The following is a 25,208-nucleotide window of genomic DNA, read 5'->3' as shown; positions in this document are numbered from 1 at the left end:
AAGGCAGTACAATTCGGACGCGGGGTGGAGCAGCTCGGTAGCTCGTCGGGCTCATAACCCGAAGGTCGTCAGTTCAAATCTGGCCCCCGCAACCAACTATTTGTGCTCATGGCGAGGCTGATGCCAAGCGGTGAACGTAAAGACAGCAAACTACTTCTGCTCGGTAGTGCGCGGTGATAAAGGCAGTACAATTCGGACGCGGGGTGGAGCAGCTCGGTAGCTCGTCGGGCTCATAACCCGAAGGTCGTCAGTTCAAATCTGGCCCCCGCAACCAACTATTTGTGCTCATGGTGAGGCTGATGCCAAGCGGTGAACGTAAAGACAGCAAACTACCCCTGCTCGGTAGTGCGCGGTGATAAAGGCAGTACAATTCGGACGCGGGGTGGAGCAGCTCGGTAGCTCGTCGGGCTCATAACCCGAAGGTCGTCAGTTCAAATCTGGCCCCCGCAACCATCTATTTGTGCTCATGGCGAGGCTGATGCCAAGCGGTGAACGTAAAGACAGCGAACTACTTCTGCTCGGTAGTGTGCGGTGATAAAGGCAGTACAATTCGGACGCGGGGTGGAGCAGCTCGGTAGCTCGTCGGGCTCATAACCCGAAGGTCGTCAGTTCAAATCTGGCCCCCGCAACCAACTTTCTTCTGTTTCTCCTATTTCGTTTTTCCTCTTGTTTTCCCCTCCTTATGTTTCGTGCCGTTTCCGGTCGCTCATCATTTGTACGCATAATCGCGTTTGATATTGATTTTCAAGTGAAAATCTGGCTGTCCCCGCGCTTTGTTGGGTATCATCAGCGATATCTCTTCATGGACGAGGCCCCTGCCCAATGATGCAACAGTTCACTTATTTCCCCCCCCAGATCGATATTCAGGATGCCACCCTGAGCCAGGTCATGGGCCATGGGCTTTCGGCCAACCTGCTGCTGATTGCTGAAGATCTGCGCGCCCCTGTGTTGGCCAGGCCGGAGTTTGCCGCCGTGGCAACCCAGATAGCGCTGGGGCAGAAGGCGCCCTACAGCCTGGTGCTGCACAACAGCCTGCAACTGGTGATTTTCATCGGAGCCCATCCCACCCGGGATCACGCCCTCTACAAACAGGCCAGATCCTGGATAGCCCCGCTGGCCGGTCTCAAGATCGAGCGGATGGGGCTGCATCTGGAAGGGTTTGACGAGGGGGAGAGGGCACAGCTCGCCGAGCTGACACTGGCCTGCCTGTTGGCGGCCAATGTGCCGCTGCCAAGCCACAAGCATCGCGCCGAAGATGAGTGGCGCTATCAGCAGATTGCGGTGTCGCCGCGCTGCGTGCTGGATCTGGCGCGGATCTACGCCGAGGCAGAAGGCAATGGCATGGCGCGGCATCTGGCGGTATCGCCAGCCTCCGATCTCACCGCCCGCAGCTATCGGGAGTGGGCTCGCCAGCTGGCCCAGGTCGAAGGCTGGCAGTGGCACGAGTACGATCAGGCTCAACTGGCAGAGCGGGGGGCCGGCGCCTTCATCGCGGTGGCGAAAGGCTCGGAAGACAACCAGGCCGCCATGGTCAAGCTCAGTTACTGCCCGCCCAATCCGGTGCGCCGGGTAGCCCTGGTGGGCAAGGGGATCTGTCACGACTCGGGTGGCTACAATCTCAAGGTCGCTGGCAGTATGTATGGCATGCATCTGGACATGGGCGGCAGCGCCGTGGCACTGGGCGCCCTCTATGCGATCAGCCGCGCCCGCCTGCCCTACGAAGTGCACTGTTGGCTTGCCATCGCCGAGAACCACATAGGCCCGCTCGCTTACCGGCCGGGGGAGGTAGTCACGGCACTCAACGGCACCACCATAGAGGTGGTGGATACCGATGCCGAGGGGCGCATGGTGCTGGCGGATACCCTCTGCATGGCAGTGCAGGACAATCCGGATCTGCTGATCGATTACGCCACCCTGACGGGGGCCTGCAAACGGGCGCTGGGCAGCCGTTACAGTGGCGCCTTTACCAACCGGCCCCACTGGTTCGGCGAGCTGATAAGCCTGGGCCAGCGCAGCGGTGAGCGAGTCTGGCCCTTCCCGCTGGATGAGGACTATGACGACAACCTCGATAGCGAGTGGGCCGATCTGCTACAGTGTGCGCCGGGCGCATCGCCGGATCACATCGACGCCGCCCGTTTTCTCAACCGCTTCGTGCCTGCCCAGACCCCCTGGCTGCACCTCGATTTGAGCGGTTTTCGCAGCAAGGGGGGCAACGGCGTGGTCAGCAGCGAAGTGACCGGATTCGGGGTCAGGCTGACGCTGGACTTGCTCGCCAGCCCGCTGGGCCGCCGCCATGAACTCGACAAACAAGAACAGTAAGGAATCGTGTGAAAGTACCAAGTTATGACTGGGTGTTGTTCGATCTGGACGAAACACTGCTCGATTTCCCGGTCGCCCAGGCTCTGGAGCAGACCCTGCAGCTTTATGGCGTGACACCGACACCGCCCACGATGGCGGAGTATCAGGTACTGAATCACAGGTTGTGGCAGCAGTACAACTCGGGTGAGATCGATGCGGCCCACCTGCAGCAGACCCGTTTCGCCCTGTTTGCCGAGCAGGTCGACGTGGCACCCATGGCAATGAATGACACCTTCTTGCAGCAGATCATCGCTCTGAGTGTGCCGCTGGAGGGGGTGCTGGAGACACTGCACGCTCTCAAGAGCCGGGTGCGAATGGGGATCATCACCAATGGCTTCAGCCTGCCGCAACGGGGTCGCCTCAGTAAGTTGGGCTGGAGCGACTGGTTCGAGCCCCTGGTCATCTCGGACGAGGTGCAGGTGACCAAGCCTGCCGCCGCCATTTTCCAGCATGCCCTTGCCTTGATGGGGCAGCCGAGCCCTGCGCGGGTGTTGATGGTGGGGGACAACCCCAAGACCGACATCGCCGGTGCTGCGGCGCAGGGGCTGGCTACCTGCTGGTACAACCCGGCCCGTCACGATACCGCGTGCGAGGCGACCCACGAGATCCACCACTTCGCTCATCTCTCCACCATAGTGTTGGGGCAGTAAGCCCCAAGGCGGCGAGCCGATCGTCAGACACACAAAAGGCAGCGCCAGTGCTGCCTTTTGTCATCTTGTCATGTATCAGGCACCCAGACGACTGAGCAGCCAGGATTCGAGCAGGGCGACCCCGTGTTCCAGCACGGCTTCGTCGAAGTCGAACTCCGGGTGGTGATGAGGCGCCGCCAGATTGGCTCCCAGGATCAGGTAGGCGGCCTGACCACCATTGCGCTGCACCCGCTCGATGAGAAAGCCGGCATCCTCGCTGGCGCCAAAGCGGCGGGTGTGGATGGTCTCAAGTTTGAGCGCCTGAGCAAGCGGCACTATCTCTTCGAGCAGGGCCGGGCTGTTCTCGATGCCGATGGCTTCCCCCTGCTTGCGAATGAGGTAGGTGGCGCCCTGCATCATGGCAGCCCCTTCCACTATCTGCTGTACCTGGCCGAACATGTAATCGTTAAGCGCCGGGGTGGCACCTCGGGTCTCCCCCTGCAGGCGGGCATGGCCCGGGATCACGTTGCGACCGCTGCCACCGCTGAGCTGGCCTACGTTGATACGGGTCATGCCATCGCGATGACGGGCAATGCCGAGCATGGCGGTGGTCGCCGTACAGGCTGCCGCCAGCGCATTGCTGCCCGCATTGGGCTCAAGACCGGCATGGACGGCGCGCCCCATAAACTCCACGTCAAATTTTGTTGAACAGAGAAACTCGGTGGGATTGACCACCAGCTCGCCACTGTTGGCATGAATGCCGATGTGCAGCGCCAGCAGGGCATCCACATCGTCGAGCTGACCGCCGGCTGCCAGCGCCTTGCCGCCACGGCACCCCTCTTCGGCGGGCTGGAAAAACAGCTTGATGCGGCCGTTGAGTTGCTCTGCCTGGGCGGCGATCCGCTCGGCCAGCACCAGCCCGATGGCGGTATGACCGTCATGGGCACAGGCGTGCATCCAGCCGGCATTGCGAGATTGCCACCCTTCCTGACTGGGGGGATGCAGCTCATCCTGGCTCTCATCGACCTCTACCGCATCGATATCGAAGCGAAAAGCCAGGGTCGGGCCTGGACGACCGCTGTCCCATACCCCCATTACTCCCGTTATTTCTTTGATGCGGGTCAGCCAGTCGGGATGGGCCCCCTGACGCAGGGCCCGCTCCTTCTGGGCTTGTACGTCTACCTCCCGTCCCATGATGAGGTTGCTGGCCAGCAGCTTGTCACCGAGCATGACGGAGAAACCGAGTTCCGAAAGATGGTGAGCAATGAGGGAGCTGGTGCGAAATTCACACCAGGCCGCTTCGGGCAGACGATGAAGATCACGACGCCACTGGCGTAGAGCATCTTGGGTCATGGTAATTCCTGTATGGCGAATCCAGCGGATATTGTGACGGGCAGGGGGGCAAGAGTAAATCCCGGAGAGGAAATGCAACAAGGGGAGCGATGAGGCTCCCCTTGTGGGCGGTGGCAGTGACATGCAGCTTATATAGTGTGCATCAACCAGTTCTAAATAAGGCTTTCGGTATCACACAGGGTGAAGTAGCCAAAAAAGACAGAGAGTGGTGAATTAGTCAGCGCCTGTGCTCTGGCTGTCATTCAGTCATACAAGATGCTGGATGACTAACCGGCTCAAAGCTGTGACAACGACGGCAGAGAGACGGCAACCAGAGTGAAAAACACGGTAAAAACGGCAGTAACAACAAACTCTTTCATATTTTGTCTCCCTTGGCTGACTGTTGATGGAACAAAGATACCATAACTGTGCGGTAAAACAATAGTAAAATGTATTTATGTTGCCATTTTGAGTGGTGGTGGGTCTAAAGCCTCATTTTTGCATTTTGGCGTCTATTTTATCATCTTGTCTTCTCTGTGATGCTGATGAGCGCTTTGGGTTTGAGGTGTAAGTCTATAAAATTCATATTGTTATATGTTTGTCACGTTGGCTTTTTGATGGGTTTTATATGAGGCTTTTCGGGGTTGATTGAAATTTAATTCGGTTTCAAGCCCCTCTTTGGCGTCTGAAGTTGTCGTCGAAAGCAGGTTGGCTTATTCCTTGGCTGAATGTGAAGGCTGCATCCATTTTTTGTCGCATCTTGTACCGTGAAGCCTGACAGGACGCCTCCTTCAGGGGGCGGGGGCTGCACCCGCTTCTCAGTCAGCGCGTAAAAATAGCGAACAAAACGGGAGGTTTGCCATTGAGGGTGGGGCGTATGGTGGCCCCTGCAGGGCGAACATTTGCTCATGCCATGTGTCTGTGTGCCCCGGCGTCACCGGTTGCCTGTGGTGGTGGGAGGAGGTCCGGGGGCTGACCTTGCGCCCGATGCCGGTAGAGGCTATCCAGCCAGTCGGCATACCCGAGAGACGTGAGCGGCTAACCTTGGCAACAAACCGGCGTCCATTCACCAACGGCGAGAGGGTCGCCACTGACTATTCGCGGGTTTAGGAGGCGGGGGTCGGCTCCGTTCGCCGGTATGGTGGGCATGGGGACAAGACTGGGGGGAAACAGCGCAGCAGTAGTGCGGTAAGAGAGAGGGGGCCTACAACTGCCAGTTTCGCCCGTTGCCGGGTACAGGACTCGCATAAAAAAACCCTCCAGCGGAGGGTTTTTTGTCACACAGGCTGAGCAAGCGACGGACGCTTAGAACAGGGTGGTGGAGAGATCGTACAGCTCCTGATCGAACGGGCGTTTGAGATTCTCGATGCAGTCGATGATGTCGTGGTGCACCATTTCGTTGCCCTGGATCCCGACGCAGCGGCCACCCTGACCGGCCAGCAGCTGTTCAACGGCGAAGGCACCCATGCGGCTGGACATGATGCGATCGCGCGCGGTGGGTGAGCCGCCACGCTGGATGTGGCCCAGTATGGTGGCGCGGGTCTCGCGGCCAGTCATGGCTTCGATGTCCTTGGCCAGGGCGTTCACGTCTGTTACGTGCTCACAGATGGTGATAATGGCGTGCTTCTTGCCTTTGGCTTCGCCTTCCTTGATCTGCAGCAGCAGCTTGTCCTTGTCGAAGGTCACTTCTGGCACTATCACGTACTCTGCACCACCGGCAACGGCGGCAGACATGGCCAGATCGCCGCAGTGGCGGCCCATGATCTCGACCACCGAGATACGGTGGTGGGAGCTGCAGGTGTCGCGCAGACGGTCGATAGCGTCGACCACCACGTTCAGGGCGGTATCAAAGCCGATGGTGAAGTCGGTACCGGCGATGTCGTTGTCTATGGTGCCCGGCAGGCCGATGCAGGGGAAACCCTCCTCGGTCAGCTTCTTGGCACCCATGTAGGAGCCATCCCCCCCGATCACTACCAGGGCGTCGATACCGTGTTTTTTCAGATTTTCGATCGCTTCGGCGCGCACTTTCTGGTCTTTGAAGGCGGGGAAACGGGCGGAGCCCAAGAAGGTACCCCCACGGTTTACCACGTCGGAGACGCTGTGACGTTCCAGCTTGACGATCCTGCCCTGATGCAGGCCGAGGTAGCCATCATAGATGCCGTAAACTTCCAGGTTATGGTGCAGACCAGTACGCACCACGGCGCGGATGGCTGCGTTCATACCCGGTGCGTCACCACCACTGGTCAAAACACCAATACGTTTGATTTGTTTGGTCATGAGTGCCTCTGGATCTAAGTTGTCGAATACGAAGTTTTGAAAATATGAGATAAGCCACATTGACTATAATCGGCTTTCGTATGGGATGCGGGGGCTACCATAGGAAAAGCGATATGCAGGAGGGGGCAAGCGCCCCCTCCAGGGCAACAGCTTACTTGGCTGCGCCAGCAATGATCTGGGAGAAGTCGTCCACTTTCAGGGACGCACCACCCACCAGGCCGCCGTCGATGTCCGGCTGACCGAACAGGTCGGCTGCAGTAGCGCCAGTGACGGAACCGCCGTACAGGATCTGTACCTTGGCAGCCACGGCGCCGTCAAACCCGGCCAGGTACTGACGGATGTGGGCGTGGATGGACTGAGCGATTTCCGGCGTGGCAGTCTTGCCGGTGCCGATGGCCCATACCGGCTCGTAGGCAACCACGGCGTTGCTGAAGGAGGCGATGCCACAACGGTCGATGACGGCTTTCAGCTGGGCTTCAACCACCTTCTTGGTCACGCCAGCTTCAAACTGTTCCAGCGTCTCACCGATACACAATACGGGAACCAGACTCGCTTTCTGAATGGCTTCATACTTGGCAGCGACCACGTCGTCACTCTCTGCATGCAGGGTGCGGCGTTCGCTGTGACCGACCAGGGAGTAGGTGCAACCGAAGGCTTTGAGCATGGAGGGGGCGTTCTCGCCGGTGAAGGCGCCGGACTCGTGAACGTCGGCGTTCTGGGCACCGTAGGCAATCTTGCTGCCGGCGGTCAGCTGCTCAACCAGACCCAAAAAGATAACCGGCGGGCAGACGGCGACTTGCACAGAAGGATGAGCGGCAGCAGCCGGGGTCAGTCCTTTGATCAGAGCTTCGACAGAAGCTTTGGTGCCATTCAGTTTCCAGTTACCCATTACCAGGTGCTGTCTCATCTTGTATATCTCCTAGGCATTTGATTGCGCGACATTATATGAATTGAACCGAGCCCAAGATAGCTGACCCGGCGGCAAATAACGTAATTTTTTTTCGCTTTCCTGATCCAAATCAGGAATGAAAGGCTCGATTGCTCAATCGTTAACCTGCCCTCGCAAACGGGCCCACCATACCCCAATCCATTCGTGAATGGCAGCCTCGGAATACATCAGATAACGCCCCTTCGGCAGGTAGCTGTAGAGGGGTTGCGCCACCTGACTTTGCTTGGCGGTGTAGTCGGTAGGGGCCGGCACAGCGTTGAGTCCCTGTCCCTGATAGAGCGCCATGGCCCGTGGCAAATGGGTGGCCGAACTGACCAGCGCCACCCGCTTACCCTTGAGATAACGGCTGATGCTGACGGCCTCGTCATGGGTATCCTTGTTGTTTTCAAACAACGTCATCCGCGAGCGGGGAATGCCCAGACTCATCGCCATGCGGGCATTGACCTCGGCGTTGGAGAGGGGATCTCCGGACACATAACCGGAGAAGATGAGCTCCGCTTGTGGATAGGCCATGGCCAGTCGCACGCCCTCCAGGGTTCTTGCGAGGGCTATATTGTTCTGCCAGGCGCGCTCGGGTACCGCCGGATCGCTCACATGGCCGTTGCCCAGCACCACGATAGCGGTTATATCCGGGTGCAGGCTTATCTCGAAGGGCGGGAAGGTCTGCTCCAGCGGGCGGGCCAGCTCATAGCTTATTGGTCGCATTCCCATCAGGGCGACGACCAGCAAGGAGAGGGTCGCCAGCAGCTTGCCGGTTTTTTGAAAACGGGTGAACCAGAGCAGCAAGAGCGCCAGCAACAACAGGGAGAGGGAAAAGGGTAGCGGCATCAGCAATTGGCCTAGCCATTTCTTGATAACAAACAAGTTGGCAGCAAACAGGTTGAGCTCAAACACCGGGATGTCGTCCTTGAGTTTTCAGCAAATTCGGGATGTGACAGAATACCCCTCTTTTTTCGTCAGGCCCAATCCTGTGGCCAAAAGTTGAGTGTGTCTTGAAGCAAGATCAGAGTTTTGACGGGCGCGCCGACAAGTTCGCTCGCAACATTTATGACTCCACCAAGGGGCGCATTCGCACCACTGTGGTGTGGAGCGATATCGAAGCCTGCCTGGCTCGCCTTGGCAACCGGCCCCTGCGCATCCTGGATGCGGGGGGCGGATTTGGCTACTTTGCCCAGAAGCTGGCGGCCATGGGTCATCAGGTGGAGCTGTGCGATCTCTCCGCCGAAATGCTTGAACTTGCACGGGTCCAGATCGCTGAAAAGGGGCTGGAAGAGAGAATTCGTCTCATCCAGTGCCCCATTCAGGATCTCAAGAGCCACGTGACCGGCACCTTTGATCTGGTGCTCTGTCACGCCGTGCTGGAGTGGCTCGCCGAGCCGCGCCAGACCTTGCTCGGTCTGTTCCCTTTCGTCAATGCAGGGGGCATACTGTCGCTGCTTTTTTACAACCGTCATGGCCTGCTGTTTCAGAGCCTGGTGGTGGGTAATTTTGACTATGTGCGCCTCGGCCTTCGCAAGAAACGCCAGACCACCCTGACCCCTACCAATCCGCAGTTACCGGAGCAGGTGTACGACTGGATTGGGCGAGGGGGGCTCAAGATCATCGGCAAGACAGGGGTGCGGGTCATCCACGACTACATGCGCCACAAGCAGGATCAGGTCGAGAAGTTCGATGATCTGCTGGCCATGGAGCAGCAATATTGCCGCCAGGAGCCGTTTATCTCCCTGGGTCGCTATATCCATGTGATGGCGCAGAAACCGTCAAGCTGACAAGCAGTCTGTCTGGCAGCCTTGTAATAACAACGAGATGGTCAGTTTCATATGATGAGACCGTCCCGATGGATAACAACGAGATGGTCAGATTTCCATGATGAGGCCATCCCGATGGATAACAACGAGATGGTCAGATTTCCATGATGAGGCCATCCCGATGGATAACAACGAGATGGTCAGATTTCCATGATGAGGCCATCCAAATGGATAACAACGAGATGATGACGTCATGATGAGTACATCCCGTACCCTGCCCGAGCGTTCTGTGCCGGAGATAGTAGGGTGGGTCAGGCAGGAGGAGCTGGCGCTGAGCCTGCCTACCGACCGGCTGGCCTTTCTGATTGCAATCAAGACCTTGTCCGAAGATGAATCGGACTTGTCGGAAGCGGCGCTGCACGATGCCTTTGGCTACGTCAGCAACGCCTTTGGCCAGATGGACGAGACTCTGACCGGTCGCGCCAACAACGCCATCAACGACCTCATTCGCCAGCAGCTACTGTCGCGCTTCAACACCGACATGGTGGCGGGGGAGAGTCTCTATCGTCTGTCGCGGCTGGGAATGGGGATCGTCGACTTCTTCATGGATCAGCGCCAGGTCGACTCCATCAAGCTCTCCATCCTGCTCGAACACCTGGCGACTGAGCTCGACACCACCCGCAAGGCGGCGCTCGAGACCAATACCCGCGAGCAGTGGGATGCCGAGGTGCTGCCACGGCTCACCTTCTCACTGGAAGAGACCCTGGGGCGCATCGATCTCACCCAGCGCGCCATGGATGAGCAGCAAAATCAGGTCAAGAGCGAGATAGCGGCCCTGCTGACCCAGAACTGGGTCGATGCCATTCACAGCTGCGAAAAACTGCTGCACGAGACCGGCCAGACCCTGCGCGAGCTGCAAGATACCCTGGACGCCGCCGGCCACCGCCTGCAGGCGGGGCTGCTCAACATTCAGGAAGTGGCCCAGGGGCGTGACGATCTGTTCCACGTCGAGGAGTTGACCCATGCCCTGCAAGGGCGGCTTGACGTCATCACCAGCTGGGGCCAGCAGTGCATCGAGCTTTGGTCCCGCTACGACAGGCACGTTCACAAATTTATCCGCAACGCCATCGACATGGACAAGAACCGCGCCTTCAGCCAGCGGCTGCGCGACTCTATCCGCAATTTCGAGCAGCATAACTGGCTGCTGCGTATCGCCGAGGAGCCCCGGCTGCTGGAGCTGCGGGATGAAACCATCGCCATTCACGACGAGGAGGTGACCGGCGAGATGCCCCTCGAGATGGAGTACATGGAGATGGTGGACATCAACCAGGAGCTGGCCGAGCGCATCGAGCGCTACTTGGCCCGTTACCCCGAACAGGGCCATCAGCTGGACTTGGCCGATGTGCTGCGGGAATACCTGCTGGATTACCCGGCTCACGCCCATTTCGATGTGGCGCGTCTTCTGATCGACCAGGCCGTGCGCCTGGGCCATGCCAGCGGTGAGCGCGAGCTGCACCACCAACCCGCATGGAAACCCATTAACCAAGCTGGATCCAAGGTTCAGGCCTATGTCATTGATCAATACTGAGTTTCCCTTGCCGCTGCGGCTTGCAGAGGCGATTGCCAACCCCTTGTTTCCGCGCATCGATACCGCCTTGCGCTCGGGCCGTCACATCAGTGCCGACGATTTCGAACAGCACTCGGCGCTGGTGGAGTACCACAACGAGCTGGAGATCTTCTACGGCCGTTATCAGGTGGAACTCATCAAGGCGCCGGAAGGCTTCTTCTACCTGCGTCCGCGCCCCAGCGCCGACATCGGCACCACTGTGCTCTCCGAGCTCGATATGCTGGTGGGCAAGGTGCTCTGCTACCTGTTCTTAAGCCCTGACCGGCTCGCTTCGGAAGGGGTGTTCGCCATGGGCGAGCTGCAAGAAGAGGTGCTGAGCCTGGCCGACGAGAAGCAGCTGCTGCGCATGGTCAACAGCCGCTCCGGCGGCACCGATCTCGACAAGAAGAAGCTGCTCGAAAAGATCCGCACCTCCATGCGCCGCCTGCGCCGCCTTGGCATGATCACCGCCCTTGGCAACAGCGACAAATTTCGGGTCAACGAATCGGTATTCCGTTTTGCCGCTGACGTGCGCTCCGACGAAGATCCCCGCGCCGTGCAGTTGCGGATGATCCAGGAAGGTGAGGCGATCTTCCACGATGACGAGATGCCGAGCAGCGACTCGCTGTTTGAAGACATTGAAGCGGATCTTGATGAAGAACAGCTTGAACTGGAGGTAGAAGATGACCTGCCGCGTTAAATACAAGGCCCTGATGGAGGCAACGTCGTGAGAGGCAAATTCAAATCCCTGACCATGGTCAACTGGAACGGCTTCTTCGCCCGCACCTTCGATCTCGACCAGCTGGTGACGACGCTCTCCGGCGGCAACGGGGCGGGCAAGTCCACCACCATGGCGGCCTTTATTGCGGCGCTCATTCCCGACCAGTCTCTGCTCCATTTTCGCAACACCACGGAAGCGGGCTCCTCCAGTGCGTCGCGCGACAAGGGGCTCTACGGCAAGCTGCAACGGGGTTCCTGTTACTCCGTGCTGGAGGTGATGAACAGCCGCGAACAGCGGATCTGGGTCGGCGTGCACCTGGAGCAGATCCAAAACCGTGACAATAAGGTCAACATCACCCCGTTCGCGCTGGTGGATGTGCCGGAGCAGCTGCAACCCACCGATCTGCTGCTGGAAAAAATCGATGGTGGCAAGGGGCGTATTCGTGCCTTTGCCGATCTGAAAGGGGCGGCCGCCGAGCTGGGGGCGCTGAAGGTCGCCAAGTTCAATACGGTGACCGACTATCACAACTTTATGTTCGAGTTCGGCATCACCCCGAAGAAGCTCAGGGATCAAAAAGATCGCGGCAAGTTCTACCGTCTGATCGAAGCCTCTCTCTACGGTGGCATCTCCTCGTCCATCAGCCGATCCTTGCGCGAATACCTGCTGCCGGAGAACTCCGGCGTGCGCAAGGCGTTTGCGGACATGGAGGCGGCCATCTATGAAAACCGCCGCACTCTGGAAGCCATTAAAGAGACGCAAGGTCAGCGGGATCTTTTCAAGAACCTGATCACCGAGACCACCCACTATGTGGCGGCTGACTATGTGCGCAACGCTGCCGAAAAGACCCGTCTCTCCGAGCTGGCGCTCAAGGCGCGTCAGGAGCTGGCACAGAAACGCCGCATTCTGACCGAAGAGCGCCAGCGCGCCATCTATCTGGCCGACGAGGTGGAGCAGCTCACCAACCGCGAGAAATTGCTGACCGACGAGCTGGAATCGGCTGCCGAGCATCTGGCCAAGGTGATGGCTGCTGTCAGCTTGCAGAAGAAGATCGAGATGTATCGCGCCGATCTGGCGGATCTCACTGACAAACTCGAACAGCAACAAGCAGTAGTAGAAGAGATCCACAGCCAGCTGCTGGAAGTGGAAGAGCGCAAGGAGCTGGCGCAGGCCGAAGTAGACAGCCTCAAGACTCAGCTCGCTGACTACCAGCAGGCGCTGGACATTCAGCAGACCCGCGCCATCCAGTACCGTCAGGCGGTGCAGGCGCTGGCAAATGCCCGCGCGCAGTGCGAGCTGCCGGGGCTGAGCGCCGAACAGGCGAGCGACACCCTGCACCAGTTCCGCGCCGCCGAGCAGAGCCTCACCAGCCGGATGCTGGGGGCCGAGCAACAGCTGGCGCTGGCCAAGGCGGCGGTAGCCGAGCATCAGGCCGCGCTGACGCTGCTGCTCAGCATTGCCCCCGAAACCGCCCGCGATGCCGCCTGGCCCACGGCGCAGGCGCTGCTCAAGCGTCATATCGAAGACAAGGCCCGCGTCAATCAGGGGCAGGGACTGCGCGCCGCGCTGGCTCGCCTCGAGAAAGAGAGCGACAGCCAGCAGGCGCTGCTGCGCTTGCGCGACGAGCTGGCTGAGGCATCTGGTCAGCTGATCGCGAGCCAAGACGAGCTGGAGTTGTTTCTTGAGGCCCAGCGTACCCGTCAGGAAGAGCTGAGTGAGCAGCAGGCGGAGGTGAACCAGCGCCGCGCCAGCCTCGAGCATCAGGGCGCCCAGCTGGGCCGTGATATCGCGGAGCTGACCAAGCTGGCCCCGCGCTGGCTCAAATCCTTTGAAAAGCTCGAGCAGCTGCGCGAGCAGAGCGGATTGCCACTCGCCACCGCCGAGGCGCTCTCGTCCGGTATGCAGAGCGTGCTCGACAAGGAGCGCGAGCTCGAGCAGGAGAGCAACCGCATCGCGGCGCAGAAACAGGCGCTGGAGCTGCAAATTCGCAACCTGCAACTGGGGGCTGGCGAGGCGGATCCGCGCCTGGCCCGCATCGCCGAGCAGGTGGGGGGCGTGCTGCTCTCCGATGTCTATGACGACATCTCCATCGACGATGCCCCTTACTACTCCGCGCTGTATGGCCCGGCCCGCAGCGCCCTGGTGGTGCTCGACCTTGAGGGCGCCATCGAGCGGCTGAAAAAGCTGGAAGATTGCCCGGAAGATATCTACCTCATTCAGGGCAACCCCGACTCCTTTGACGAGGATCTGGTGGAAGCGGACGAGCTGGGGGACGCCGTGCTGGTGCGCACCAGCAAGCGTCAGGTGCGCTTCTCCCGTTACCCCGAGCTGCCGCTGTTTGGTCGTGCCGCCCGGGAAAAACGGATCGAGCAGCTCGATCTCGAGCGGGAAAATCTGATTGAGGGCTATGCCAAGGCCGCCTTTGAGCAGCAGAAGTACCACCGTCTCTACGGTCACTTCCGTGACTTTATCGGCCAGCACCTGGATATCGCCTTCCGCCCCGATCCCGAAGCCGAGGTGCAGGCCAAGCAGCATGAGCAGCGCAAGCTGCAAGAAACCATAGCCGAGTGCGACAAGCAGCTGGCCGAGGCCAAAGCGGCCACCGCCCAGCTGGCCCGCCATATCCAGCTGGTGCAGGGGATGTTGCCCTTCGCCCATCTGTTTGCCGAAGCCGATCTGGCAGCCCGCCTCGAGGCGGCCCACGCCGACGTGGAAGCCCTGAAACAGGCCGAAGCCTTTATCGCCAAGCACGGCAAGGCGCTCGAGAAGCTTGAAACCATGGTGCAGGTGTTGCGTCAGGATCCGCAGGATCTCGCCGCTCTGCAGGCGGCGTTCGACGAGACGAGCGAATTGCTGGCCGAGCAGAAGCGCCGTTGCTATGCCCTCGATCAGCTGGTGGCCCGCTTGCCGCACTTTGCCTATCAGGATGCGCAAGACCTGCTGGGCAAGGCTTCCGAGATGAGCGAGCGACTCAAAGAGAAGCTCAAAGCCGCCGAGCTGGCGGCCCGCACTGCCGGGGAGCAGCACAAGCAAATTGCCCAGCGCCACACCGAGGCGTTGCAGCTGCGCACCGCGCTCGATTCCAGCGCCTCGGCCAAGCGCCAGACCCTGACCGAGTTCGAGCAGGAGCTGGCGGCCATGGGGCTGACGCTGTCTGACGACATGGAAGAGAAGTCCCGCGCCCACAAGAAAGAGATTGAAGAGCTGCTCATTCGCACCCGTTCCCGTCGCACCAGCGCCGAGGCCCAGTTGCAGGTGACCAAGCGCGAAATCGAATCCCTTGGCGGTCGTCTCAAGCTCGAGGGCAAGGATTACTACAGCGCTCGCAAATCCCTGGTGGGTCACAAGGCGAGCTGGTCGCGGGTGGTGCGGCTGGCACGGGAGACCGACGTCGAGAAGCGCCTCAACAAACGCGAACTGGCCTATCTCGACAGCGACGAGCTGCGCTCCATGTCGGATAAGGCCCTCGGCGCCCTGCGGGTGGCGGTGGCGCACGACGAAGCGCTGCGCGATGCGCTGCGTCTGTCGGAGGGCAACCGCAGCACCGAGCAGAAGGTCGCCTTCTACGTGCAGGTTTACCGTTACCTCAAAGATCGCATCCGCAACGACATCATCCGCTCCGATGATCCAGTCGAAGCGATCGAGGAGATGGAGATCGAGCTGGCCCGTCTGGCTGACGAGCTCAAGCAGCGGGAAAATCACCTGTCGCTCTCCTCCCACGAGGTGGCTGCCAAGATCACCAACATCATCCGCCGCGAGCAGAACCGCATCCGGGTGCTTAACCAGGGCTTGCAGAACATCGCCTTCGGTCTGGTACGCGGGGTGCGCCTCAACGTCAATATCCGCGAGGCCCATACCCGTCTGCTGACGGCGCTCGCGGATCAGAGTGCCATGCACAACGATCTGTTCGCCGACAAGGAGCTCAGCTTCTCCGAGGCGATGGCCAAGCTGTTCCAGCGCCTCAACCCGCAAACCGAGCAGGGGGATCGCAGTTATCAGGTGATGGGCGACGTGCTGCTCGACTATCGCAACTATCTGGAGCTGGAGATCGAGGTGCAGCGCGGCGCTGATGGCTGGCTGCGTGCCGAGAGCGGCGCGCTCTCCACCGGTGAAGCGATCGGTACCGGTCAGGCCATCTTGCTGATGGTGCTGATCAGCTGGGAGGAGGAGTCCCGCCGTCTGCGCGGCAAGGATATCGCCCCCTGCCGCCTGCTGTTCCTCGATGAAGCGGCCCGTCTGGATGGCAAATCCATCGCCACCCTGTTCGAGCTGTGCGAGCGGCAGGATATGCAGCTGCTTATCGCGGCGCCGGAGAACATCAGCCCCGAGAAGGGCACCACCTACAAGCTCATCCGTAAAGTGCAGGGCAAGCACGAGCATGTGCATGTGGTGGGGCTGCGCGGCTTTGGCTTTAGCGATGACAAGCTGATTGCCTGACCTGTTTCTGGCTCATTCTGACACGGGATGACCGGTAAATAGGTGAAAGGGAGGCATTTGCCTCCCTTTTTGCATGGAAGATATGGCAAAGTAGCCGCGCGGTTACTGCTGCCTGGCAACAAGGCGAGTAACATGGCGAGTGCATTGGACCGATGGCAAGGTGAGCCTGCTAGCGAACGTGCCGCCAGCGTCACGGACCACATAGAAGAACAAAAAACAGAGCAGAGCAGAGAATAGAGCCGAGCAGAAATAAGAAGAGAGGAGAGGGAAAGGTGCAACATATCCAGAAAGGGCTGCTGTTATCTATTTGCCTGCTACTGGCAGCCTGTAGCAGCCGTTATGACGAGAGTCACGGCGGCAGCTGGCGCGGCTATAGCGAGACCGGTTATGCCAGCTATTATGCCGACCGCTATCACGGCAAAAAAACCGCCAGCGGCGAGCGCTATCGCAATAACCTCAATAGTGCCGCCCATATGACCTTGCCTTTTGGGGCCATGGTGCGCGTCACCAACCTCGCCAATGGCAAGAGTGTGGTGGTCAAGGTCAATGACCGCGGCGCCTTTAAAAACGGGCGCATTCTCGACCTATCCAAATCTGCCTTTAGCAGCATCGGTAATATTCGCGATGGGATTATCAAGGTAAAGGTTGAGGTGCTGTGACGGCTTATGATGTTGCTGAGTCTGTTGGAATATGATGATGCATTAATGGAAATCAGCGCACTAGATGGAAATTCGATGAACATAGTAGATGGAAATACAATGGTATCTGAACGGAAGCAAATAAAAAAAGTGATACTTTTTTTGTGCCAAGGCGTTGAGGAGTATGAAGCCTGTGTATTTACGGATGCATTTGGGTGGACGACAACCTATGGTCTTGAGCCCATAAAATTAACCACCGTTGGTTTTCACCAACGAATTAAATGCGCATGGAATTTTACGGTCGAACCTGAGTGTCTATTTGATGAAATAGATACTGAAGAGTTTGATGCACTTGTGATACCCGGAGGTATGAGTCGTTCTGGCTTTTATGATGATGCATATGATCCAAGGCTGCTGGCATGGATTAACGAGTTTGATGCCAAAGGGAAAGTGGTTGCTTCAGTATGCGTGGGGGCATTGCCTATCGCCAAAAGTGGTGTACTAAGTGGCCGCAATGGTACGACTTATCATCTGAGCCAGAAACGGCAACGACAGATGCAAGAGTATGGTGTGCACGTACTGAATCAACCTATTGTTATCGATGGGAATATTATCACTTCACGTAGCCCATCCACTGCAATGGACGTTGCGTTTCTTGTCGTGGAGATGCTTACCTCAAAAGCCAATCTGGAAAGAATAAAAGAAGGGATGGGTTTTATCAAAGGGATATCTACTAATTATACGCACTGTTGTTGAGATAATAAATTTATATTTAGTATTTTTTTTGTCTTTAAAATAGAGTGTTGAGGATAGAGTTTTGTGGTTGTCAGTATGTTTTAAAAACGCATCTGGCTACTGAACCCAAGATATGGCTTGAGCAGGGGGATATATGGATGTTGAGCTGGTTGGTGTGTCACAAAGTGAATTTGAACAGGTTTTTGCTACGGTCAAACAGGGGCTCTTTCCCTATGTTGAGGCGGTCTTTGGCTGGGATGACGAATTTCAGCGCGAGCGCTTAACCTGCGCATATCAACCGCATTGGTTCTCGTGGATCCTGCAGAGCAGTGAGCGTGTTGGTCTGCTCTGTTGCAAACCATACGACGATGCGCTGCACGTTCATTTGCTGATCATTTTCCCCCAGTATCAGGGTCGGCAGCTTGGCGCTGCCGTCATGGCGCGGCTTCATCGCGAGGCAGAGCGTGAGGGAAAATGCCGGGTGACCTTGTCCAGCTTCACAGACAACCAGAGGGCGATACGGTTTTATCAGCGCCTCGGTTACAAGGTGATAGAGGGAGATCAGGCGTTTGTCTCCTTGTCCCGCTCATTGGTAAGAAAATAATGGTTGATAGAGGGTGATGATGGCAATTCTGGATATTTTGACAGCTCCCGACCCCAGGTTGAGAATAAAAGCCGAACGGGTTGAGGATATCACTGCCGTGCAGGGGCTGATTGACGACATGCTGGAGACCCTGTATGCGACGGAAAATGGTATTGGTTTGGCCGCGACTCAAGTCGGCCGTCAAGAGGCCATCGTTATTATCGACTTGTCAGAGAGCAGGGATCAACCGCTGGTATTGATCAATCCGGAAGTGAACAGTGGGACTGACAAGGCTTTTGGGCAAGAGGGGTGTCTATCTGTTCCCGATTATTATGCGGATGTTGAGCGTTACCGCTCGGTGGTGGTATCTGCACTGGATCGAGAGGGCACACCCATTACCATCGAGAGCAGTGAGTTCTTGGCGATTGTCATGCAACATGAAATTGACCATCTTCATGGACATCTGTTTATTGATTATCTTTCTCCACTCAAGCGGAATATGGCACTGAAAAAAGTGAAAAAATCCATCAAGTCTGCAAGCTAGCACTCTCTGATGAGAACGTTTGATGGTTTAGTGATATGGGGAGGGGGAGGCGTGAAACTGACACACAGTATTGCCATGAGTATCAAGGTGCTATTTAACCGAACTGGCACACGCATTGGGTTGTTGGCTACTGTGTTGCTGAGTACATTTTGGGGAGCGCTCCCCGCATCTGCCGACGAGGAGCGGTTGCCAGCCGAATATCGCCCCTTCGTGCAGCGTTTTGTCGATGCGGCCGAAGCCCGGGATCATCAGGCCCTTGCCAATCAAATGAAGTACCCCTTCAAGCAGGAGTATCCCATTCCCGCCATCAAGACCCCGTCGGAGATGCTGACCCGTTTCGACGAGGTGTTTGATGACGCCATTTTAAATAGCATCGCCAGCTCCCGGGTCGGACAGGATTGGCAGACCATGGGCTGGCGCGGCATCATGCTGGGCAGTGGCGAGGTCTGGATGGATTTCGATGGCAAAGTGATCGGTATCCATCATCAGACGGCGCGGGCCGCCAAATTGAAAGCCGAGCTTATCGCCAGGCAGAAAAGCGGTCTGCATCCCAGTGTGCGGGAGTACAAGAGCCCCGAGCTGATGTGGCAGACCGAGAAATTCACTATCCGCATCGACGAGTTGGACGATGGCCACTATCGCTACGCCTCCTGGGCCAAGGGCAAAGCGCTCAGTGACAAGCCGGATCTGGTGCTGAAACATGGCACTGTCAGGGTGGATGGGACGGGGGGCAACCATACCTATCAATTCAAAAGCGGCCCCTACCGCTACGAGTGTGTTGTCACCGTACTGGGTGAGCGTGGCGTGCCACCGGGTGAGCTGGTGGTCTATAAAAACGACGTCGAGATAGTGCACCAACCGGTGATCAAGGTGCTGTGACAGCAAATCCACATACAGAGAGATCAAAGAGCGGCCAGGTGCCGCTCTTTTGCTTTCGCAAACTGAGGGATGATCTTCGCTAGCTTTGCGGCACTCTGACCCCTTTATCGAGATAGAGGCTGCTGTAGTGGGCGCGGTGGGTGACAAACATCACCTGATGGCGGCTGCCGTCGGAGAGAATAATAAAGTCGCCAGCCTGGGCGGGGCTTTGCAAGGTGATCTCCTGCTCGGGGGCGGTCAACTTGTCGATCTCTTCCTTGAAGGTGAGGGTGTACGAATACATAGGGTTCTCCACTGCAGGACCGTATACAGATACGCATTACAAGGCTAGTTGCCATTGTCCGGATCCGCGGCGTCCAAGCGGCACCTGTGCGGCATTTAATTTAACGGGTAAGCTGGGTCTGCTTATCTTATGGATGGCGGCATGGCCTGCGTTTGCACGAGTCCCTGGCGTGGGGTCGTAAACAGGCGCCAGAGTGAGCCCCCGTCTTTTTCAGCATGCAAGCAAGGAGAGGTCATGAAGGAGTTGGCGCAGGGGCGAACCCTGATGCAAAGGGAAGGGCTGGTCACCATATTGTTGGCCCATGCCGCCCGGGATCAGCTGTTTCATACCCGCAACCCCTTCGCCTATGGTGGCGTCTATGAGGATCCTGCCACAGGTGCAGCCACCGCTGCCTTTGCCGGTTACCTGCGAGATATCCATTGGCCCCACGGCGGCATCATAGATCTCTTCCAGGGGGAGGATATGGGGATGGCGTCGCACCTGCATGCCGAGATCCCGGCCGAACCCGGCAGCTCAATCCGGGTATTTGGTCGAGCCAGATTGATGTGAGTGACACGCAATGAAATAACCGCCCACGGGCGGTTTTTGACCTTGTGCTGGTGCGAACTTAAGCGAGCCTTGGCTTATTGCGCCCGCTATGCGTTCTGACCATGCTCCCCAGACGGGCAGCACTCTGCGTGAACGGGGGTGAGCCACTGCAGCAGCTGACGACTGACCTGCAGGCTGCCGAGCAGGGCCATATGGTTGGTGCGGTAGGCAATCCAGCAGTGGGAAGGGGGGAATGCCAGCTGGTGGCGCACCTCGTCATGTTGGCCGAGGGCGCTGCGCAGGGGCACAAGGCCATCGCCGATCAGCCGATCAGCCAGCAGACCGCGCTTGGCCGCCGTGGTGGCCGCTACCGTGAAGCAGGCCACGCCGGTGGGCAAGGGCATGGGAGGGCGAGGATCGGGCAAGGTGTGCGTATCGCCCTGCGGGGGCGGCGAGTCCATCACCTTGCCGTGACGCAGATCCTTGATACCGGCGCTGCGCAGCTGTGCCAGCCTGACAAAGGGCTGGGTATAGGCGGTGGCTGGCAGTAGCTGCTCCAGCCAGTGACCGGCGTGTTCAAGGGGGGCGCCATGATGCGGCGTGCCGAGAAACACCATGTTTTTCAGGACGTCGGGCCAGTCCATCTCACGCTGGCGGGCATGGTGACAGGCGCTGCGGATCACCAGCCCCCCCATGCTGTAGGCCAGCACGCTAATCTCCCTGATCTGGCCAGGCCAATGGCGTGTCAGCTGGGCCAGCTGGCTAGCCAGCTCCCGCCCGTTTTGCGCAACGGGCAGGCCCGAGTTGTAGCGCACATAGACGGGCACATAGCCCAGTTCGTCGGCCAGCCTCTCCCCTAGGTTGAGCGTTTTTTCGTTTTCCTTCCCCCTGGTTTGGCTCTGCCACTGCAGATCGTTCATGCACAGGCCATGCACCATCAGTAGCACCCGGCTCTCGGCGGGCAGGCTCGACGGCATGGCGTGCCAGTCCAGGGGCTCACCGTGATAGCGCAGTGTCATGGGGGTAGCAAGGGCATTGTGGCTCTCGACCAGCTTGTCCCCCATCACCCCATTGAGGGTGGCGAGCAGGGCGGCGCGTTTGGGCGTTTCGGGGATCTGGTGCAAGGGAGGCGTTGGCGGAAAACGGGCAAGCAGGGCATGGATGCCACCGCCCAGGGTATGGGCAGCGCCGTGTACCCCCTTGTAGACCAGACCCGTGATCCCCCGGGCCTTACCCTGGGCCTTACCCCTTATTCCCATGCCACTCAACACCGCCTGATGGACGGCCTCGGTGATCTGCACTGCCGCAGGCAGGGCCTGGGTGAGCAAGTGGGCCAGCTCGCGGATATCGGAAAGATGCCAGGAGGAAACCGGCGGCTGTTTTGTCGACTGGGTCATGGGGTCGCCCTCGGAGAGATGGTGTCAGCAAGCAGGCTTGTACCAACGGGGTGGCGTGCTGGCTGGCACAGACCCATCCAGCTTGCCGTGTTTACCTCGGGTTTACCAGTGAAGCTGCGGGCAGATCCTGCGGGGCCGAGCCTCTTACTGCATGGGGGCCGCGAGAGGGCTTTTCCTGGTGCGCCGAACCTGTGGCTGGAGCAAGAGGTGTTGGTGCTGGCCAGGCGTTGGCAGCCATGGCCATTGGGGGTGGCTTGCGGCTAATGCCGCCATAAAAAAACCGCCTGATGGCGGTTTTTTTATCATGCCGGCCCTTATTTCAGGGCTTTTTTCAGCTTCTTGATCTTGCCTTCGTGCTTGGCAATTTTCTCGAGGCGAGCGGCGATCTTCTTCTTGATATCTTTCTTGCTGGCTTTGGCCATCTGTGTTGCTCCTTTTGCAGTGGGGACACTGTGGGTGTCCGTGAGTCTGTCCATCGACGTCCCAGAGTGCCACAAGGTTTCCGTATGAGGCAAGTTTATGTCGAAAAAAACCGCACATTTAAGCCGGGGGGGGGGCGAGGCAAAACAGGGCGCATTAGCTGCGTATAGCCTCGGTTGCAGGAGACGTCGGTTTGGGTTGGGCGATGACCAGAAGGTATATGCGGCATAGCGTGGCCAGCAAAAAGCGCCCCGTGGGGCGCTCTTGGTATCACTGGCAAACCGGGTTATATCAGGCTTTTTTCAGGTAGGCGGCGACCAGCACTATCTGCACGCCGTTGACCTTGCCTTCGATGTGCAGCGGGTTGTTGGTCAGGCGGATGCCCTTGACCAGGGTGCCGCGCTTGGCGGTGAAGCCACCGCCCTTGACGTCCAGATCCTTGATCAAGGTAACCGAATCGCCTTCGACCAGCATGGCACCGTTGGAATCCAGGGTCGGTACGCTGTCGTCATCGTCGCCAGCCTGACCGGCTTCGGCCCAGGCCTTGGTCTCGTCTTCCATGTACATCATATCCAGCATGTCCTGAGCCCACACTTCGCCCTGGCCGGACAGGTTTTTCAGCTGACGCCACGCCATGACCTGCACCGCCGGAACCTGACTCCACATGCTGTCGCCCAGGCAACGCCAGTGATTGACCACTGTGGTCTCCGGCTGCTCCAGCTGGCCACGGCAGGTGTCACACAGGGCAAGGCTGTGATCATCATCGCTGGCCGGTGAGTGGGGCACAGTGAAGGCAGTCAGTGCCTGTTCGGCGCCGCACAGTTCACACTTGGCGTCTGCGCGCGCTTGCAGGATGGCATTGATGGTCATGTTTTGGTTCCATTCATGTTGGTGAAATGGCCCGCCTGAGCGAACCAGGGTAAAGAGGGGGCGAAACATAGCATAAAACCCCTCGCTTTGTCAGGCCAACGCCCGGGCTACAGGTTGTTTGCCAGGCTGACACCTGTGCTCACGGCGGCTTACCGGGGCAAAGCCGGGGGGCATGACCACCTGCCAGGCCCGAGCTCGGTTTCATGGCGGCAGACCCGCATTGGCGAGTGCTTTTTGGGGAGGGATCGCTAGAATAAGCCTCTTTTTTGACTGCAAGGCAGGGGCACGCGTGCTGGCTCAACGTTTTCAACAACTGGATAGATTGCTGACCGAGACCCGGCGCTGGTGGCAATACCAACCTTATCATCACCTGAACCTGGCATTCGCCGACGAGGCCCCTGCGCTGGCCGCACGGCTCAATGCCATGCCCCTTGAGCAGATCAATCGACTCGATGGTGACATGGTGGCGCTGTGCGGCCTGCTAGCCCCCTGGATCCCGACGGGGGAGACGTTGCATGCCCTGAGTGAACTCGCGCGCTTTACCCCCGAGCCCATCCAGTGCGCCAAGGAGATGGCGATGCACATGCCGGGACGCAAGCAGGCACAGATAGAGGCCTTTACCGGCTGCCTGCCACCCCATCAAGGCTCCTATCTGGAGTGGTGCGCGGGCAAGGGGCATCTGGGGCGGTTGGTTTCCCTGCATCGCCGGGCAGAGATCCTGAGTCTGGAGCTGCAAGGGCCGCTCTGTGAGGAGGGGCGTCGGCTGGCGGCGCGTGACGGGGCCCGCATGCAGTTTGTGCAGGCGGATGCCTTTGCGGTCGATGCCGGCCAGTTGCTTGCTACCGAGCATCATGCCATGGCGCTGCACGCCTGCGGCGAGCTGCACACCCATCTGCTGGCGCTGGTGGCCGAGCGTGGCGCCCAGGGGGTGACCATATCCCCTTGCTGCTATCACCTGATCCGTGGCTCTCACTATGTCCCCCTGTCCGCCGCCGCTCGGGCCAGCGATCTACACCTGGCCAAGGCGGATCTGCGGTTGCCGCTGCAGGAGACGGTGACCTCAGGTGCCCGCATCTCGCGCCTGCGCGAGTTGGAGGTGGTGTGGCGGCTCGGGTTTGACTGCCTGCAGCGCCAGGTGCGCGGGGTGAACGAATATCTGCCGGTGCCCAATATGCAAAAAAGCCTGCTTACCGGCAGTTTCGAGGCGTTTTGTGAATGGGCGGCCGAGCGCAAGGGGATAGCCCTGCCTGCGGGAATGGACCTTGCCACTTTTCTGGCGCAGGGGGAGGCGCGTTATGGCGATGTCGCCCGCATGGAGCTGGTACGCCATCTGTTTCGTCGGCCGCTCGAGATCTGGTTGGCGCTCGATCGGGCGCTTTTCCTGCAAGAACAGGGCTACCGGGTGGAAGTGGGCGAGTTTTGCGACAAACCCATGACCCCCAGAAATATCTTGATCCGCGCCGTGCGATCCTCGCTCGCATAAACCCTTCAGTGGCCTGCCCCGGATTGCCCTGCTGCCAGCGGGGCATACTGTGGCTCATCAGACAAGTCAGCGTCAGTTTCATGGCCCACTGCCACTATTAGAGCCGCTAACAAAACCGAGTTGATTCGAACGATGCCAATCCCCACATAAGCGGCAGGGCATGAAAATTCATCAGTAAGCAGCTCTGGAAATTCCTGCAACCACGACTGCCACACCGACAACCCTCACCTCGTGGTGGTAGTCCACGTCTTGATGACTTCCATCAATGTAAGTCGGCCTAACATGTCATTTCTACAAAAAAGGGAATATTGATGATAACGATCCCCGCCTATGGTTATACGCGGGGATCGTTGATTGATAATATTCAGAAGTGATATTTAACGCCCAACATGACGACCGTATCACTGTAACCCTTGTTGCCCACTTGATGACCAACATTGCCCCACAAGTTGAACTCTTTATTAACTTGCCGCATTTTCGCCTACTTTGAAGGCATAACCACTCTCAACCGACGCTGTCACACCCTTGGATTTGTAATCTTCACTCGGCAAATCCTGACCCGTGACCGTATTGCGGAACCAACTGTACTGAACCCAGGTGTCCACATACAGACCTGACTTATCAGCCTCGTTGTCATACCAGGTACCGTAGACACCGGCACTGTAACCCCTGACTCTTATACACAAATATTGTGAACTGATTGGCACTTTTCCCGATTTCCAGGATCTGATCTCCTATGTGACTCCCGAACATGGTAACGATCATGCTAACTTTTGCTCTTCATCGTGCGGCCG

Annotated in this window: 19 protein-coding genes, 4 tRNA genes and 2 pseudogenes; 18 read left to right on the top strand and 7 right to left on the bottom strand. The window is 58.5% G+C overall.

What is annotated here, in order from left to right:
* Positions 1 to 18 precede the first annotated feature (18 nt).
* The 6 genes from GWQ22_RS15425 to yjjG all read left to right on the top strand — a co-directional run bounded on the left by GWQ22_RS15425 (position 19) and on the right by yjjG (position 3,008).
* A tRNA-Met gene (locus GWQ22_RS15425) sits at positions 19 to 95 on the top strand.
* Between the two features lie 102 nt (positions 96 to 197).
* A tRNA-Met gene (locus GWQ22_RS15420) sits at positions 198 to 274 on the top strand.
* A gap of 102 nt (positions 275 to 376) precedes the next feature.
* Positions 377 to 453 (top strand) — tRNA-Met (locus GWQ22_RS15415).
* Positions 454 to 555: 102 nt separating this feature from the next.
* Positions 556 to 632 (top strand) — tRNA-Met (locus GWQ22_RS15410).
* Positions 633 to 822: 190 nt separating this feature from the next.
* The gene (locus GWQ22_RS15405) at positions 823 to 2,319 is read left to right on the top strand and encodes a leucyl aminopeptidase family protein (RefSeq protein ID WP_275930849.1); all 1,497 of its coding nucleotides are present in this window, start codon (positions 823 to 825) and stop codon (positions 2,317 to 2,319) included.
* A gap of 8 nt (positions 2,320 to 2,327) precedes the next feature.
* Entirely contained in the window at positions 2,328 to 3,008 is a 681-nt protein-coding gene (gene yjjG / locus GWQ22_RS15400) for a pyrimidine 5'-nucleotidase (protein ID WP_042037384.1), read from the top strand.
* Positions 3,009 to 3,083: 75 nt separating this feature from the next.
* Here the strand turns inward: yjjG and GWQ22_RS15395 are convergent, their stop codons facing one another.
* From GWQ22_RS15395 to elyC, 4 genes are all read right to left on the bottom strand, one after another.
* Positions 3,084 to 4,340, bottom strand: coding sequence for an amidohydrolase (locus GWQ22_RS15395; RefSeq protein ID WP_212514497.1), 1,257 nt, complete (start codon positions 4,338 to 4,340; stop codon positions 3,084 to 3,086).
* 1,284 nt (positions 4,341 to 5,624) lie between these two features.
* Entirely contained in the window at positions 5,625 to 6,596 is a 972-nt protein-coding gene (gene pfkA, locus GWQ22_RS15390) for a 6-phosphofructokinase (RefSeq protein ID WP_275930848.1), read from the bottom strand.
* A gap of 151 nt (positions 6,597 to 6,747) precedes the next feature.
* Positions 6,748 to 7,503: a triose-phosphate isomerase gene (gene tpiA, locus GWQ22_RS15385; protein WP_275930847.1), complete on the bottom strand. Its 756-nt coding sequence runs from the start codon at positions 7,501 to 7,503 to the stop codon at positions 6,748 to 6,750.
* A 135-nt stretch (positions 7,504 to 7,638) separates the two neighbouring features.
* On the bottom strand, positions 7,639 to 8,409 hold the full coding sequence (gene elyC, locus GWQ22_RS15380) for an envelope biogenesis factor ElyC (RefSeq protein WP_042037397.1): 771 nt from the start codon (positions 8,407 to 8,409) through the stop codon (positions 7,639 to 7,641).
* A 128-nt stretch (positions 8,410 to 8,537) separates the two neighbouring features.
* On the opposite strand from elyC, the gene cmoM reads away from it, so the two are divergent.
* The 9 genes from cmoM (at position 8,538) to GWQ22_RS15335 (ending at position 19,433) form a co-directional block, all read left to right on the top strand.
* Positions 8,538 to 9,314, top strand: coding sequence for a tRNA uridine 5-oxyacetic acid(34) methyltransferase CmoM (cmoM, locus tag GWQ22_RS15375; RefSeq protein WP_275930846.1), 777 nt, complete (start codon positions 8,538 to 8,540; stop codon positions 9,312 to 9,314).
* 232 nt (positions 9,315 to 9,546) lie between these two features.
* Positions 9,547 to 10,881, top strand: coding sequence for a chromosome partition protein MukF (gene mukF / locus GWQ22_RS15370; RefSeq protein WP_275930845.1), 1,335 nt, complete (start codon positions 9,547 to 9,549; stop codon positions 10,879 to 10,881).
* The gene (gene mukE / locus GWQ22_RS15365; RefSeq protein ID WP_042037378.1) at positions 10,862 to 11,599 is read left to right on the top strand and encodes a chromosome partition protein MukE; all 738 of its coding nucleotides are present in this window, start codon (positions 10,862 to 10,864) and stop codon (positions 11,597 to 11,599) included. The genes mukF and mukE overlap by 20 nt, the downstream gene beginning before the upstream one ends.
* A 27-nt stretch (positions 11,600 to 11,626) precedes the next feature.
* Positions 11,627 to 16,054: a chromosome partition protein MukB gene (gene mukB / locus GWQ22_RS15360; RefSeq protein WP_275930844.1), complete on the top strand. Its 4,428-nt coding sequence runs from the start codon at positions 11,627 to 11,629 to the stop codon at positions 16,052 to 16,054.
* A gap of 272 nt (positions 16,055 to 16,326) precedes the next feature.
* Positions 16,327 to 16,713: a septal ring lytic transglycosylase RlpA family protein gene (locus GWQ22_RS15355; protein WP_275930843.1), complete on the top strand. Its 387-nt coding sequence runs from the start codon at positions 16,327 to 16,329 to the stop codon at positions 16,711 to 16,713.
* Between the two features lie 6 nt (positions 16,714 to 16,719).
* A complete protein-coding gene (locus tag GWQ22_RS15350) occupies positions 16,720 to 17,448 on the top strand; it encodes a DJ-1/PfpI family protein (RefSeq protein ID WP_275930842.1) in 729 nt (242 codons plus the stop codon).
* Between the two features lie 133 nt (positions 17,449 to 17,581).
* Positions 17,582 to 18,031: a GNAT family N-acetyltransferase gene (locus tag GWQ22_RS15345; protein ID WP_275930841.1), complete on the top strand. Its 450-nt coding sequence runs from the start codon at positions 17,582 to 17,584 to the stop codon at positions 18,029 to 18,031.
* A 19-nt stretch (positions 18,032 to 18,050) separates the two neighbouring features.
* A complete protein-coding gene (def, locus tag GWQ22_RS15340; protein ID WP_275930853.1) occupies positions 18,051 to 18,554 on the top strand; it encodes a peptide deformylase in 504 nt (167 codons plus the stop codon).
* Between the two features lie 75 nt (positions 18,555 to 18,629).
* A complete protein-coding gene (locus GWQ22_RS15335; protein ID WP_275930852.1) occupies positions 18,630 to 19,433 on the top strand; it encodes a hypothetical protein in 804 nt (267 codons plus the stop codon).
* 79 nt (positions 19,434 to 19,512) lie between these two features.
* Here GWQ22_RS15335 and GWQ22_RS15330 read toward each other — a convergent pair whose 3' ends face one another.
* Positions 19,513 to 19,716 (bottom strand): hypothetical protein, encoded by a 204-nt coding sequence (locus GWQ22_RS15330; protein ID WP_042037373.1) that lies wholly within the window; start codon positions 19,714 to 19,716, stop codon positions 19,513 to 19,515.
* A gap of 240 nt (positions 19,717 to 19,956) precedes the next feature.
* On the opposite strand from GWQ22_RS15330, the pseudogene GWQ22_RS15325 reads away from it, so the two are divergent.
* Positions 19,957 to 20,265 (top strand): annotated as a pseudogene (locus tag GWQ22_RS15325) (PhzF family phenazine biosynthesis protein); the annotation flags it as partial.
* Between the two features lie 86 nt (positions 20,266 to 20,351).
* Here GWQ22_RS15325 and GWQ22_RS15320 read toward each other — a convergent pair.
* Both GWQ22_RS15320 and GWQ22_RS15315 read right to left on the bottom strand, forming a co-directional pair.
* The gene (locus GWQ22_RS15320) at positions 20,352 to 21,641 is read right to left on the bottom strand and encodes an alpha/beta hydrolase (RefSeq protein WP_275930840.1); all 1,290 of its coding nucleotides are present in this window, start codon (positions 21,639 to 21,641) and stop codon (positions 20,352 to 20,354) included.
* A gap of 711 nt (positions 21,642 to 22,352) precedes the next feature.
* On the bottom strand, positions 22,353 to 22,931 hold the full coding sequence (locus GWQ22_RS15315; RefSeq protein WP_042037370.1) for an alkylphosphonate utilization protein: 579 nt from the start codon (positions 22,929 to 22,931) through the stop codon (positions 22,353 to 22,355).
* A gap of 253 nt (positions 22,932 to 23,184) precedes the next feature.
* Between GWQ22_RS15315 and GWQ22_RS15310 the strand changes: the two genes are divergently transcribed.
* Positions 23,185 to 24,414 (top strand): methyltransferase, encoded by a 1,230-nt coding sequence (locus GWQ22_RS15310; protein ID WP_275930851.1) that lies wholly within the window; start codon positions 23,185 to 23,187, stop codon positions 24,412 to 24,414.
* 170 nt (positions 24,415 to 24,584) lie between these two features.
* Positions 24,585 to 24,671, top strand: a pseudogene (locus GWQ22_RS15305) (IS5/IS1182 family transposase); the annotation flags it as partial.
* Between the last annotated feature and the right edge of the window lie 537 nt (positions 24,672 to 25,208).

This window comes from Aeromonas sp. 1HA1 (assembly GCF_029237385.1).
GTDB lineage: Bacteria > Pseudomonadota > Gammaproteobacteria > Enterobacterales > Aeromonadaceae > Aeromonas > Aeromonas popoffii.
The sequence above is the reverse complement of the archived record's forward strand: the minus strand, read 5'-3'. Positions and strand labels throughout refer to the sequence as shown.

Coding starts and splice junctions, on each gene's coding strand:
- GWQ22_RS15405 (WP_275930849.1), top strand. CDS start 823: ATGATGCAACAGTTCACTTATTTCCCCCCCCAGATCGATATTCAGGAT.
- GWQ22_RS15395 (WP_212514497.1), bottom strand. CDS start 4,340: ATGACCCAAGATGCTCTACGCCAGTGGCGTCGTGATCTTCATCGTCTG.
- pfkA (WP_275930848.1), bottom strand. CDS start 6,596: ATGACCAAACAAATCAAACGTATTGGTGTTTTGACCAGTGGTGGTGAC.
- tpiA (WP_275930847.1), bottom strand. CDS start 7,503: ATGAGACAGCACCTGGTAATGGGTAACTGGAAACTGAATGGCACCAAA.
- mukF (WP_275930845.1), top strand. CDS start 9,547: ATGATGAGTACATCCCGTACCCTGCCCGAGCGTTCTGTGCCGGAGATA.
- mukE (WP_042037378.1), top strand. CDS start 10,862: ATGTCATTGATCAATACTGAGTTTCCCTTGCCGCTGCGGCTTGCAGAG.
- GWQ22_RS15350 (WP_275930842.1), top strand. CDS start 16,720: ATGATGTTGCTGAGTCTGTTGGAATATGATGATGCATTAATGGAAATC.
- GWQ22_RS15345 (WP_275930841.1), top strand. CDS start 17,582: ATGGATGTTGAGCTGGTTGGTGTGTCACAAAGTGAATTTGAACAGGTT.
- def (WP_275930853.1), top strand. CDS start 18,051: ATGGCAATTCTGGATATTTTGACAGCTCCCGACCCCAGGTTGAGAATA.
- GWQ22_RS15335 (WP_275930852.1), top strand. CDS start 18,630: ATGAGTATCAAGGTGCTATTTAACCGAACTGGCACACGCATTGGGTTG.
- GWQ22_RS15330 (WP_042037373.1), bottom strand. CDS start 19,716: ATGTATTCGTACACCCTCACCTTCAAGGAAGAGATCGACAAGTTGACC.
- GWQ22_RS15320 (WP_275930840.1), bottom strand. CDS start 21,641: ATGACCCAGTCGACAAAACAGCCGCCGGTTTCCTCCTGGCATCTTTCC.
- GWQ22_RS15315 (WP_042037370.1), bottom strand. CDS start 22,931: ATGACCATCAATGCCATCCTGCAAGCGCGCGCAGACGCCAAGTGTGAA.